Raw genomic sequence first — 12934 nt, 5'->3', positions numbered from 1 at the left:
GTATCGGTTGTCNGAGAAGGCAGTTGCCGAGTAGCCACGTGCCGCGGGGTAAGAGCTGAACGCATCTAAGCTCGAAACCCACATGAAAAAGACGTTCCACTGAGGGCACTCGTAGAAGACGAGTTCGATAGACTCGGGATGTACGCACCAAGGCAACGAGGTGTTGAGTCCACGAGCACTAACAGCCCAAGCCAACAATCATACGAAGCACTGTGACCCACTGTAATGGGTCCAGGCGCGAACTGGATTGCACGGATACACGATACAACACAACTCGTGAGGTGGTAGGCGCCGATACTGGTTTGACACTGGTTCGATTCCGGTGGTCGGTTTCGGCGGCCATAGCGACGAGGTTCCACCCGTACCCATCCCGAACACGGCAGTTAAGCTCGTCTGCGTTCCGCGCAGTACTGGAGTGGGCGACCCTCTGGGAGTCGTGGTTCGCCGCCACCCATTCATACTTCATACTCTTCATTCATACGCTCGCCAGCAACAGCACACGCTGCCGCTGGCGAGGGCAGTTTTCATCAGCTAGCGACAGCTCTCTCGTCTCGCTATCGCTTACAACAACCGAAATCGAACCGATAGCGGTGCCGCCGCGTTTCTCGATCTCCTCGAAGCGGTCCCAACCGCTAGGCTTAAGCGACTCTCGGGGATATTTTCAGCCGCGCCAAGGTGGCAGAGTCCGGCCTAACGCAGCGGCCTGCAGAGCCGCCCATCGTCGGTTCAAATCCGACCCTTGGCTTGTCTATATACCTTCGTCTGATTCCTCGTTCGACGCCGATGCGTTGCCGAACTGCTGCGCACTACTGAAGTCCGGCTCCTCGCCGACATCGGTTACTGTGGTAGCGTGGCTTGCAACGCTCGACAATTGCGTCCCGGTAATATCGAATGCCACCGGCACGATACTCGTCGAGTCACTCGGTACGTTGAAACTCACTGATTCGGTTGCGATTTCGCTTTCGGTAGTGTCGTACAGGCGGACCCACACATCGACCCGTTTCTCCGTGTCCAGCGGGTTCCGCACGGTCACGCTCGCACGTGTCAACGGTGCCACTTCGAACGTCGAGTTGACAACGAACACGCCGTCGGGCGTCTCGTCGTTCGGGTTGAGTTCGGCATCGATGTTTTCGGCACAGCCGGCAAGCGCGGCTGTCACACCAACACCAGTTAGCACCCGCCGACGAGTTGGCATATCTGTTAGCTAACGGAACCGAATATAAAACTCTGGCTGCGATCTCGTTGACTCAACCCTTCTCCCGTCTCGCTTAGCTGTCGTCGGTTTCGCCTGTCTCGACTCCGTCTCGACTCACTCGCACCCGGCGAATCCGGTTCCGTTCGACCGCCTCGACGCTGAGTGTGATTCCGACATCGGGGAACGCAACCGTGTCGTCGACCTCGCCCAATCGTCCGAGCTCCGCGTTGATGAGTCCCGCGACGGTTTCGTAATCCCCGTGTCGCGGGAGGGCAACGCCGAGGATATCGTTGATCTCGCCGACGGTCACCTCGCCTTTGACGACGAGGCCGTCGGTCGTCGCCCGGACGAACCGTTCCTCGCCGACTTCGAAGATATCGCCGACGATCTCTTCGAGAATGTCCTCGATCGTCACAACGCCCTCCATTTCGCCGTACTCGTCGACGACGACGGCCATCGGGTGGCGTTCGGCCTGCATCTCGGTTAGCAGGGTATCGATTCGCTGGGAGTCCGGCACGATCAGCGGCGAGATCAGGACGTCATCGAGCGTGAGTCCCTCCCGCAGTGCCCGCTCGGCGTCACGGATGTCGACGACGCCGACGACGTGATCGAGGTTGTCCTCATAGACCGGCACCCGGGTCGTCCGTTCGTCGGCACAGCGACCGACGATCTCCGCCAGCGGCGTGTCGCGGTCGACAGCGACGACGTTCGGGCGGGGGACCATCACTTCGCGTGCGCTCGTCTCGCCGAACTCGAAGATCGCTTCGACCATGGCCCGCTCGGCGGTGTCGATCGCGCCGACCCGCTCGCCGGTGGCGATCAGCCGCTCCAACTCGATCCGGGTGAGTTCCGGCCGATCGGCGTTGTCCGAGCCGGTGAGTTTGTTGATCCGGGTGGCTATCCACTCGAAGACGGCGACGACCGGGTAGAGTACGCGTTGGATCGCACCCAGCGGCCGGGCGACCCGGAGGGCGGTTCGCTCGGCGTTGGCGACGCCGTAGGATTTCGGCGCGATCTCGCCGATCACGAGGATCAGGACGCTCATCACGGCAGTGGCGACGGTGACGCCCGCCCCCGCGCCGAAGACGCCGACCATGGCGACGGTGGCGAGACTCGCCATCGAGATGTTGACGAGGTTGTTGCCGACGAGGATCGTCACCAGCAGTCTGTGTGGGTCGTCACGCAGTCGGGCGAGCAGGTTTCCCCGGCTGTCGCTTCCGTCTCGCAAGGCTGACAGGCGGTGTCGCTCCAGCGAGAAGACGGCGATCTCGCTGGCCGAAAAGAAGGCGCTGAGGCCCAACAGGAGGGCGATAACGCCGGCGACGACGGCGAGTGAGTCGGTAACCACGGTAGCGAGGTTACCGACGCCGGCGGTTTATAGTTGTAGCTCGGGAGCGCGGTCGCGTCGCCTGCTTGCTGCGTCGCTCAGGCACCGGGAATCCCGAACGCACCGATACCGAGGCTAAGGAGGCTGTTCGTGACGAACAGGATGATCGACGCCGCGAGCCACGCGATGAAGCCGATGATCCCGGCCTTTGTCCAGCCGCCGGGGTACCGCCAATTGATGACGCCGATCCAGACGACGAGGGCGATAAGCGGGCCGATCAGCGGTACCCACGAGGTGAGTGCCCAGCCGATCGCACCGAGGACCGCGGTAACGATTGCGTGGCTGTAGTCGTCGACGTCGACGACGAACCGCGCGCTGAGGTAGATCGCCAACCCGCCGATGAGGAGGGCGATAATGAACGAGACGAGCGCGCCGATGAGTGGGAGGACCATACGTGGTCGTGTGTCCGGGCGCGTATGTATGTGTGTACTACGCTGGCGGACAGTCCGGCAGCCGACCCGCCGCCCCACCGTGACGCTCGGTGCGACGGCTCCGTCGATATATAAAACAGTCCGAATCAGTCTCTTTCGGTTTGGATAGACCCGTGATAACACGACGCATGAATACGACGAAACCACTCGCTTGCTGTGTGTTTTTTGAACGCGGTCGTCGCCAACGCACTCGCTCGCTAATTCGACGAACAACACGTTTATATAGAATCACAAACAATCAAGCGGTGAACTATGAGTCAGCGCATGCAGCAGGGCCAACCGATGATCATTCTCGGAGAGGATTCACAGCGCGTCCAGGACAAGGACGCNCAGNNNNACAACATCTCNGCNGCNCGCGCGGTNGCCGANGCGGTCCGCTCGACGCTCGGGCCGAAAGGGATGGACAAGATGCTCGTCTCCTCGATGGGCGACGTGACCGTCACGAACGACGGGGTCACCATCCTCGAGGAGATGGACATCGACAACCCGACGGCCTCGATGATCGTCGAGGTCGCGGAGACACAGGAGGACGAGGCCGGCGACGGTACCACGACGGCCGTCGCCATCGCGGGCGAACTGCTGAAGAACGCCGAGGACCTCCTCGAGCAGGACATCCACCCGACNGCGATCATCAANGGNTTCCACCTCGCNAGCGAGNNNGCCCGCGACGAGGTCGACAACATCGCCGAACCCGTCGACCCCGACGACGAGGAACTCCTCAAAAAGGTCGCCGAGACCTCGATGACCGGCAAGGGCGCGGAGCTCGAAAAGGACGTGCTGGCGGACCTCGTCGTCCGCGCCGTCCAGCAGATCACGGTCGAAGCNGACGACGGCTCCCACGTCGTCGACCTCNANNACNTCAACATCGAGACNCAGACCGGCCGCTCGGCCGGNGANNGCGANCTCCTCGTCGGCGCGGTCATCGACAAAGACCCCGTCGTCGACGACATGCCGACGAGCTTCGAGAACGCCGACACGCTGCTGCTCAACGAAGCGATCGAAGTCGAGGAGACCGACGTTGACACGCAGGTCTCCATTGAATCCCCCGACCAGCTTCAGAAGTTCCTCGACCAAGAGGAAGAACAGCTCAAAGCGAAGGTCGACAAAATCGTCGACAGCGGTGCTGACGTGGTCTTCTGCCAGAAAGGCATCGACGACCTCGCCCAGCACTACCTCGCCAAAGAGGGTATCCTCGCCATCCGCCGCACCAAGAAGTCCGATATCAAGTTCCTCAAAAACGTCCTCGGCGGCGCGGTCGTCTCCGATATCGACTCCCTGACCGCCGCCGACCTCGGCAAAGGGACGATCAGCCGCGACGAGGAAGACGAACTCTTCTACGTCGAAGGCACCGGCGACGANNNCCACGGCGTCACNCTNCTNCTNCGTGGNTCNACGGANCACGTCGTCGACGAACTCGAGCGCGGCATCGGCGACGCGCTCGACGTCGTCGCGTCCACCGTCACCGACGGGCGCGTGCTCGCCGGCGGCGGCGCCATCGAGGTCGAGNTCGCNNNNCGNCTCCGCGANTACGCNGACNGCGTNGAGGGCCGCGAGCAGTTGGCTATCGAAGCCTTCGCCGACTCGCTCGAACTCGTGCCCCGCGTCCTTGCCGAAAACGCCGGGCTCGACTCGATCGACCTGCTGGTCGACCTCCGCGCCGAACACGAGGGTGGCGACACCCACGCCGGCCTGAACGNNTTCACCGGCGACGTNGNGNACACCTNCGACGCCGGCGTCGTCGAGCCGGCCCACGCCAAGGAGCAGGCGCTCTCCTCGGCCACCGAGGCCGCGAACCTCGTGCTCAAGATCGACGACATCATCGCCGCGGGCGACCTCTCCACNGAAGGCGAAGAGGACGANGGCGGCCCCGGCGGNNNNGGCGGCATGGGCGGCATGGGCGGTATGGGTGGCATGGGCGGCGCGATGTAAGCTCGGCCAACAGCCACTCAAAATACGTTCCGACACACGCCTCGGCTGTCAACTGAACTGCTGTCACACGCTCCACCTTCGGTTTCTTTTTTCGGTCAGTGGAACAGTCGCCGTCCGTGTTTCTGATACAATTTCTCCCGAGTTAATCCGGCGAAACTCGATGCAATTCCGAGTGACGGTGTTCTCGAATTATACCCTCTCCACCCGTTGTGCCAATCACAATGTCACTCCCAAAGACCCTCCTAGCGATGCTGGCAGTGGTCCTCGTTGCGGGCACCGGTGCCGCCGCAGCGGGTGTCGCACAGACAGATACCGGCGCGTCGGCAGCGTCCGTCTCCGATCTCGAACTGGACGCGTCGCTCGATGCTGACACGGTCGCGGTAACGATGACCGACGCCGGCGACCCCGTCGAGAACGCCTCGCTCACCGTGGCCGGTGACGAGGAGGTAACGCTCACCACCGACGCTGATGGAACGGCGACGGTCAACCGTTCGGCCCTCACTGACGGTGACGAATCGCTCGAAGAGCTTGAGGTCGAGTACGAATCCGACAACGCAGAGGGCAAACTGGAGTACGTCATTCAGGACGGTTCGTTGACGCTCGTTGAGGAGAAATACGAGTACGAAATCGTTGACGACGCGGACGACGAAGACGCTGACGACGAGAGCGAGGAAGCCGATGAACGAGACGAAGCCGAGGACGCTGACGACGATGACGACGAAGGTGACGATGATGACGAGGAAGATGAGGAAGCAGACGAAGCGGAAGACGATGAGGACGACGAGGATGAAGATGACGACGATGAGTAAGCTGACGACACTGCCGCAGACGCTCCCCCGCTCGTAGGCTCCGTCCGCCAGCCGACGGGCACGTTTCTCTTCGAATTACGTTAGTGGGAATGTAGCCGTCTCATCAGCGTCCCCTGATCTTCTCAGTCCGTTATCGCGGCGGCGAACAGCCGGAGGTTCGTTCCAAACTGTGTCACGAGCGCGCGAGGAAACCGTTTCCGCGCTCCCGACAGGGCCGTCTCAAGTGCTGCGCTCGCATCTTCAAACACCCCTTCGCCGTGGCCGAACAGAATCCGTTCGGGGTCGAGATCGCCGAGCGTCTCACTCGGCGGAAACAGTCGGTGTGAAAGCACCACGCCGACCCGTTCGTCGCCGACTGTGTACCCCGGGCTCGATCCGAGGAGGTCCGGGACGACGAGTGTACCATCGCGTTCGCGGTATGCGACTGCTTCCTGCCACTGTGCAAGCGGTTCGTACCGGTATATCTCGAACCCTGAGTCCCCGAGCACTGAGTCGTACTGCTCGATCGGCGCGTCTACCTGCTCGGGAATCCGGTCCATCCACCGCGGAACGTATACGGGGACGTCGTGACGGTTCGCAATCGCTTCGGCATCCCTCGCGTGGTAACTGCAGAACACGGCGACGCCAACGACCTCTCCCAGTTCTTCGAGGTGGGTATCGAGTCCCGGAGCGTCAACCGGATCGATCACCCAGACGCCGTCGTCGGCTCGGATCGCGTGGCTCGCACGCTGGCCCGTCTCCTCGGGGTGGGACAGCCATCCGAACCCGTCATCCCAGCGGTCGATGAGTTGGAGGTCGCTCGCGGCGGTCCGCTCGTATGCGGGCATACGTGACCGATTCGACCGTCCACAATCAAGTATTTTGATTGACAGCACGGGCACCGACGCTGGTAGCACCGTCGTGACGCTGGGAGTCGGTGATGCCAACCCAATCGTTACTACCTCACGCCCGAAGAGCTACCCATGCACACCCTGTTGCTCGATAGCGACGACGTGCGGGCGAACGCGCCGATGGCCGCGGTCATCCCGGCCGTCGAAGCCGCCTTCGGGGCCTACGAACGCGGCGACGCCCAGATGCCGGCGAAATCCTACATCGACCTCCCGCAGTACAACGGCGATTTCCGGTCGATGCCGGCCTATCTCTCGGTCGACGGCGACGCAGTCGAAACCGCCGACGCGGCCGACGACTGGGATGCCGCGGGCGTCAAATGGGTTAACGTCCACACCGACAACGCTGACCGCGGGCTGCCGACCGTGCTGGGGACGATGATCTACTCCGATCCCGAAACCGCTTTTCCGCTGTCAATTATGGACGGCCGCGAGCTGACGATGCTGCGAACCGGCGCGGCCGCCGCCGTCGCTACCGACCACCTCGCAATCGAGGACGCAACGTCGCTGGGCATCGTCGGCGCGGGCGTCCAATCCTACACCCAACTGGAAGCGATTGCGACGGTCCGCCCAATCGAGGAGGTCGTCATCGCCGACCGCAACGCTGAGCGCGTCGCCGATTTCATCGCTCATTTCGAGGACAGCTTCGACCTCCGCGGCGGCGAGATCAGCGAGGCCGCCGCTTGCGACGTGCTTTCCACCGTCACGCCGGTCGAATCGCCCATCGTTGACCGCGCCGACGTAGGCGAGCACACTCACATCAACGCCATCGGCGCGGACGCCGCGGGCAAACACGAACTCGCGGATCAGATTCTGCTGGACGCGAAACTCGTCATCGACGACTACGAGCAGACGACNCACTCCGGCGAGATCAACGTCCCCTACAGCGCGGGGACACTCACCGACAGCGACATCTACGGCGCGCTGGGTGAGATCGTCGTCGGCGAGAAGGAGGGGCGGACGCCAGAGGACGGTCTCACTGTCTTCGACTCGACGGGGCTGGCGATTCAGGATGTGGCCGCCGCTCACGTCGTCTATACCGAAGCTAACGAGGCCGACAACGGCACTGCGTTCGATCTACTCGGTCTCGCCGACGTTGAGGCGTAGCTACGCTGATTTGGTCTGGGACCGCACTGCCGAAATCGCCTTCCCGATGAGCACGGCCGCGAGGAACAGCGGGATCAGCGGGAACAACAGCATCAGCAACCCCAGCTGACGATCCAGCCGATCACGTCCATGCTGGTGTCCTCGTGGCTCCCGTAGCCGGGTGTGACGGTTCGGTACACTGGCTCGAGGAGGCCGCGCTCCGACGGGGTGGAACTCATAGCACAACTACGGGCCGACGCCGGATAAGCGGGCGGCCGGTCGCCGATTCGACCGGTTACTCGATGTGGATCGCCGGCCGGAACGGCACTGCGTTCGACGCTTTGTCGCCCGGATCGTCGATCTCGTCGCCGTCCTCGGCGTAGATCGCCACGTCGGCGTCGTACTCGCGTTCGAGGAAGTCGACCGCGGTTTCGTACGTCGACACTTCGTTGACTTCGGCCATCGCATCGAGCGTCTCCTCATCGACGCCACGGACGAGTTCGACCAGATCCTGGACGAGGTCGTTGACGGCGTCGCCGCGTTCGCGGAGGTCGGGATCCTGCATGACCTCGCCCATGACCTGTCCCACGTCGGTGCCGACCTCCCGAACCGTCTCGAAGACCTCACGTTTCCAGTCGGCGGCGACGTAGACCCGGATCGTCTCGGGGTCCTGCTCGGTCACGGTGAGGATGTCTTGGACGTCGTCGGCGAGCCGTTCGATCTGTCGCTCCTCGGTTTCGGTCCGCGGCGACTCCCAGTCCTCGTCGACTTCGGGCCACGGCGCGTCCTCGGCGGGCGTGCCGGTCAACTGCTCGTGGAGTTCGTTCGTCATGAACGGGACGAACGGGGCCAGCAGCCGAAGTCGGGTTTCGAGGACGTGTCGGAGCGTCCACTGCGCGCCGTCGCGGTCGAGATCCGCCCGCCGTCGGTACCACTTCAGGTCTTCTTCGAAGCCGTAGAAGGCAGCCTGTGAGGCGGTTCGCGTTTCGGCGTTGTCGAGAGCAGCGGTCACATCCGCAATCGTCGACTGCAGCTTCGACAGCAGCCAGCGGTCGATGTGTTCGAGATCGCTGTTGGGCTCGACGTTGTCGGCGGCGTCGGCTGCCTCGTCGTCGATCAGCTCTTGGGCGCGGTTCCAGAACCGCCGGAGTTGGTCCTCGACGCCTTCGACCTGGTCGGCTCGCCAGTCGTAGTCTTGCCACGGCTCGGCGGAATTGAGGAGGAAGAAGCGGACCGTATCCGCGCCGTAGTCCTCGATTGCCTTGCCGGGCAAGACGACGTGGCCCTTCGAGGAGGACATCTTCTCGCCTTCCAGCAGGCCCATGCCCATGATGGTGATTCCTTCGGGCCACTGGGCCTCGTCGAACAACTCGGCGTGGTGATACAGGAAGAATGTGAGGTGATTCGAGATCAGGTCGTTCGCGGAGAACCGCTGAGTGACGGGGTACCAGTACTGCCACTCCGCCCGGAGGTCGAGGGCGCGCTCGTCGGCCTCGCCGTTGACGGCCTCTTCGCCGTAGAACAGCGCGTCGAAGAAGTCGCGGTCGAGATCCTCGACCGGAATTTCCTCCAGGCGGTGGGCGATGGTGTAGTAGGCCATGTAGATCGTCGAGTCCGACAGCGGCTCGATGACGAACTCGTCGTCCCACGGCAGCCGCGTGCCGAGCCCGTAGTTCCGAATGCAGGGCCACTCGTTGAGCCAGTCGATGGTGTGGGTGTACTCTCCGCGGGTGTTCTCGGGGGTGGCGTCCAGATTCTCGACGGCGCGCTTGGCGGCGTCCTTCCAGTCTTCGTCGTTGTACGTGAGGAACCAGGTGTCCTGATAGGCGACGACGACTTTCCCGCCGGCCCGCGAGATGACGGGCTCGGGGAAGTCGTACATCGCGCCGAAGGCCCCGCGGTTGCGGTAGCTCGCGGCCAACTCGTCGCGCACGTCCTCGATTACCTCGCCGGCGTACTCGCCGTACTCCTCGTGCAGTGTGCCGGTGTGGAACTCCGCGTTGTATACGTCCTGTGTGACTTCTTCCAGTTCGGGATCGGTGCTGTCGGTGATACCCGCTGATTCGACGGCGTCCTTGGCGGGAATTTCGCCGTAGCCGTCGACATCGAGGATCGGAACCGGCTCGATGGCCTCGACCTCGGCGGGGTCGATCCCGTAGGATTCGAGACGGTCTGGGTCGTCCTTCGCCTCCTGCAGTGCGAGGTAGTCGTCGGGGCTGTGGGCCGGCACTGACATGACGACGCCGGTGGCGTTGTCGGGGTCAACGAACTCTGCGGGGAGGATGAGAATCTCGTCGCCGGTGACGGGGTTGGTGACGTGGTCGCCGACGACTTCGCTGCCGGAGAACTCTCGACTGATCTCGACGTCGTGGTCTTGGAGTTCGAGTTTCTCGGCAGCTTCGACGGAGACGAGCCACGTTTCGTCATCGACAGTCGCCTCCACGTAGGTCGCCTCAGGGTTGATGTAGGCGTTGGTGACGCCACGGACGGTTTCGGGTCGGAGCGTCGCCATCGGGATGATCGTCTCGTCGCCGTCGTCATCCGTGTGGCTGAACCTGATCAGCGTGTACTCCTGATACTCTACGTCCTCGCCTTCCAGCAGGTCGTGGGTCGTCACCGGGTTTTCCTGCTCGGTACAGTACTTGACGGGATGGAGGCCCTTTTCGAGTCGGCCGCGCTCCTTCAGCGTCTCGTACTGCCAGGTGATGAATTTGGAGTAGCGGTCGTCGTTCGTCGTAAATTCGCGCCGCCAGTCGATAGAGAGTCCCAGCGAGCGCATCCCCTTCTTGTAGTGCTCTTCGATGAAGTGGTGAGCATACCCCATCGGCGTCTCCAAGTCTTCGAGCACGTCGTCGGAGACGTTGTAGGTGTCCTGCAGCACCGACATTTGGGATTCTTCGCGTTTCTGCAGGCGTTCGACCGCGCCGATGATCGGCGTCCCGGTGACGTGCCACGCCATCGGGAACAACACGTTGTCGCCCTGCTGGCGGCGATACCGCGCATAGACATCGGGCACGGTGTAGGTCCGGGCGTGGCCGATGTGCATGCCGCCGCTGGGGTAGGGATAGGGAACCGTGATAAACGTCGTCTCCTCGTCTTCAGGGGCTACCGCGTCGCCGGGGTCGGGCTCGTATCGGGCCTCGTCGGCCCACCGCGCCCGCCACTCGGCTTCGAGTTCCTGCGGGTCGTAGTCCATACGGGCCTCTCTGTGGGTGTCGCGTAAAATAGCATCTATCCGGCCGCACGCGACGCTGTCATCAACTCGGTCTGTGGCAGTGTTTAGAACGAGCGGGCAAGCAGGTGGATCGATCGCCCGACCAGCCGCCTCCTGGCGGACTGAAAGGGCGAATCAGGGTCGGCGAACCCCGGCGACGCAAGCACTGCAGGAGTGAACGCAGTGAGCGACGAAGCGCGCAGCGAGCCGCGGGAGCCGAGCCTGCTGAGGGCTTTCTATACTCCCTACCCGCTCACTTACGTCGCCCCGTCTGCAACACTCTCGTAGAATGGGTTCCACGCCCCCACGAGTGATCGCCCACCGCGGTTACGCCGCCGACAACCCCGAAAACACGGTCGCCGCAATGCGAGCGGCCGCTGCCGACGACCGGACTGACGCCATCGAAATCGACGCCCGGCTGACGGCCGACGACCGCGTGATCGTCTTCCACGACGACGACCTCTCGCGGCTGACCGACGCCCCGACAGCCGTCAGCGACACGCCGGTTTGGGAGCTATCCTACGACGACATCAGCCAGTACACCGTCGGCGACAGCGACGAGTCGATCCCGCTGCTGGCCGACGTGTTGGCGGCGATCCCCGCCTCGATTGCGGTCAATCTCGAACTCAAACATCCCGGCCGCGAGGGGCTCCAGTTCGGCGCAGTTGATGACGACGACGCTCGCACAGCCGCTGCCGACCGCTGGCGACCGTTCGTCGAGCGTGCCCTCGATATTGCGACTGCCACCGACCACGACCTACTCGTCTCATCGTTCTACGAGGGCGCGCTGGCGGCGACCCGCGCCGGCGATCCTGCGGTTCCCGTCGCACCGCTCGTTGTCGATGACGTGGAGGCGGGAATCGACCTCGCCGCTCGCTACGACGCCGCAGCGATCCATCCGCCGCTGGACGGCCTGCTTGACGAGTCAGGTACGACGACTGCCGCCGGCGATAAGCTGCTCGAACGGGCGCGGGAAGCTGACCGCCGCGTCAACGTCTGGACGGTCACGAGCCGTGCGGAAGCGACCGCGCTCGGCCGCGTTGGCGTTGATGGGATTATTACAGACACGCCAAGCGTCGTGCCGGCATCGTGGTGAGCGGGCCGCCGCACTGTTGCGTTCGTGAGCCGAATTATGGCCGGTCCCTAACCAGTTTGGTAGGCACTTTTTACCGGATCTTCCCATACAATAGTATGGATTATGGCAGCACCAGCAACACCAGGCAGTGAGCAGATTTGGCTGTGGATCGGGACGATAGGTATGGCCCTCGGACTGCTGTACTTCCTCGGCCGGGGGTGGGGTGTCAAAGACAAGAAGTTACGACAGTTCTATGCGATCAACATTTTCGTCACCACCATTGCGTTCAGCATGTACTTCGCAATGGCGACGGGCTTCGGGCTCACCGAAGTCGAGTTGCTCGACGGCACCGTCCTCGACATCTACTGGGCACGGTACACTGACTGGCTGTTCACGACACCGTTGCTCCTGTTGGACCTCGCATTGCTCGCTAATGCCGACCGGGAGACGATCTACACGTTGATCGGCCTCGACGTGTTCATGATCGCCACCGGGCTCATCGGTGCCTTCGCACAGGAAGCGATCTGGCGGATCGTCTGGTGGGGCATCAGCACCGGCGCGCTGCTCGTCCTCCTGTACGTGCTCGTCGGCACGCTGAGTGAGGCTGCACCCAGCCAGTCCGACGCGGCCCGGAGCCTCACGAGCACGCTGAAGAACCTGCTGATCGTGCTGTGGCTGGCCTACCCCGTGGTCTGGATCCTCGGTACCGAGGGGACCCTCGGGTTCATCCCGCTGTACGCCGAAACGGCGGCGTTCATGGTGCTGGATCTGACCGCGAAGGTCGGCTTCGGCGCGTACCTCCTGAAGAACCACGACGTGCTCACGTCGCTCGGAACCGGGGCTGGCAGTGCCCAGCCCGCCGACTGATCGGCACCGAACGACCACACTCCACCTTCGCGGTTCGTTTTTTCGAGCAAACTG

At 63.1% G+C, this 12934-nt stretch carries 11 protein-coding genes, 1 tRNA gene and 2 rRNA genes; 8 read left to right on the top strand and 6 right to left on the bottom strand.

All coding sequences use genetic code 11. The features are described from left to right. The 3 genes from EGH24_RS09545 to EGH24_RS09535 form a co-directional block, all read left to right on the top strand. Positions 1–202 (top strand): 23S ribosomal RNA (locus tag EGH24_RS09545); the annotation flags it as partial. Between the two features lie 129 nt (positions 203–331). After that, positions 332–453 (top strand): 5S ribosomal RNA (rrf, locus tag EGH24_RS09540). A 216-nt stretch (positions 454–669) separates the two neighbouring features. Continuing rightward, positions 670–745, top strand: a tRNA-Cys gene (locus EGH24_RS09535). Positions 746–748: 3 nt separating this feature from the next. On the opposite strand, the gene EGH24_RS09530 is transcribed toward EGH24_RS09535, so the two are convergent. The 3 genes from EGH24_RS09530 to EGH24_RS09520 form a co-directional block, all read right to left on the bottom strand. After that, entirely contained in the window at positions 749–1195 is a 447-nt protein-coding gene (locus EGH24_RS09530) for a hypothetical protein (RefSeq protein WP_142979905.1), read from the bottom strand. Positions 1196–1268: 73 nt separating this feature from the next. Next, entirely contained in the window at positions 1269–2543 is a 1275-nt protein-coding gene (locus EGH24_RS09525; RefSeq protein WP_142979904.1) for a hemolysin family protein, read from the bottom strand. A 77-nt stretch (positions 2544–2620) separates the two neighbouring features. Beyond that, positions 2621–2974, bottom strand: a complete 354-nt coding sequence (locus EGH24_RS09520) for a hypothetical protein (RefSeq protein ID WP_142979903.1) — start codon at positions 2972–2974, stop codon at positions 2621–2623. A 321-nt stretch (positions 2975–3295) separates the two neighbouring features. On the opposite strand from EGH24_RS09520, the gene thsB reads away from it, so the two are divergent. Together thsB and EGH24_RS15370 are read left to right on the top strand one after the other, a co-directional pair. After that, complete coding sequence (thsB, locus tag EGH24_RS09515) at positions 3296–4942, top strand: thermosome subunit beta (RefSeq protein WP_142979930.1); 1647 nt, start codon at positions 3296–3298, stop codon at positions 4940–4942. A 221-nt stretch (positions 4943–5163) separates the two neighbouring features. After that, on the top strand, positions 5164–5751 hold the full coding sequence (locus EGH24_RS15370) for a hypothetical protein (protein ID WP_185903291.1): 588 nt from the start codon (positions 5164–5166) through the stop codon (positions 5749–5751). A gap of 122 nt (positions 5752–5873) precedes the next feature. On the opposite strand, the gene EGH24_RS09505 is transcribed toward EGH24_RS15370, so the two are convergent. Next, positions 5874–6578 carry a hypothetical protein gene (locus EGH24_RS09505; RefSeq protein ID WP_142979902.1) on the bottom strand — a complete coding sequence of 235 codons (705 nt, stop codon included), beginning with the start codon at positions 6576–6578 and terminating at the stop codon, positions 5874–5876. A gap of 135 nt (positions 6579–6713) precedes the next feature. On the opposite strand from EGH24_RS09505, the gene EGH24_RS09500 reads away from it, so the two are divergent. Continuing rightward, entirely contained in the window at positions 6714–7745 is a 1032-nt protein-coding gene (locus EGH24_RS09500; RefSeq protein ID WP_142979901.1) for an ornithine cyclodeaminase family protein, read from the top strand. Positions 7746–7837: 92 nt separating this feature from the next. Here EGH24_RS09500 and EGH24_RS15775 read toward each other — a convergent pair whose 3' ends face one another. Together EGH24_RS15775 and leuS are read right to left on the bottom strand one after the other, a co-directional pair. Next, positions 7838–7963, bottom strand: a complete 126-nt coding sequence (locus tag EGH24_RS15775; protein ID WP_281284934.1) for a DUF7535 family protein — start codon at positions 7961–7963, stop codon at positions 7838–7840. A 56-nt stretch (positions 7964–8019) separates the two neighbouring features. Further along, positions 8020–10920 (bottom strand): leucine--tRNA ligase, encoded by a 2901-nt coding sequence (gene leuS / locus EGH24_RS09495; protein ID WP_142979900.1) that lies wholly within the window; start codon positions 10918–10920, stop codon positions 8020–8022. Between the two features lie 307 nt (positions 10921–11227). On the opposite strand from leuS, the gene EGH24_RS09490 reads away from it, so the two are divergent. Together EGH24_RS09490 and EGH24_RS09485 are read left to right on the top strand one after the other, a co-directional pair. Beyond that, positions 11228–12034 (top strand): glycerophosphodiester phosphodiesterase, encoded by an 807-nt coding sequence (locus tag EGH24_RS09490; protein ID WP_142979899.1) that lies wholly within the window; start codon positions 11228–11230, stop codon positions 12032–12034. A gap of 102 nt (positions 12035–12136) precedes the next feature. Beyond that, the gene (locus EGH24_RS09485; RefSeq protein WP_142979898.1) at positions 12137–12880 is read left to right on the top strand and encodes a bacteriorhodopsin; all 744 of its coding nucleotides are present in this window, start codon (positions 12137–12139) and stop codon (positions 12878–12880) included. Positions 12881–12934 lie beyond the last annotated feature (54 nt).

The sequence above is a fragment of the Halonotius terrestris genome (assembly GCF_006861665.1).
GTDB classification, from domain to species: Archaea; Halobacteriota; Halobacteria; order Halobacteriales; family Haloferacaceae; genus Halonotius; species Halonotius terrestris.
This window is presented reverse-complemented; position numbering and strand designations above follow the sequence as displayed.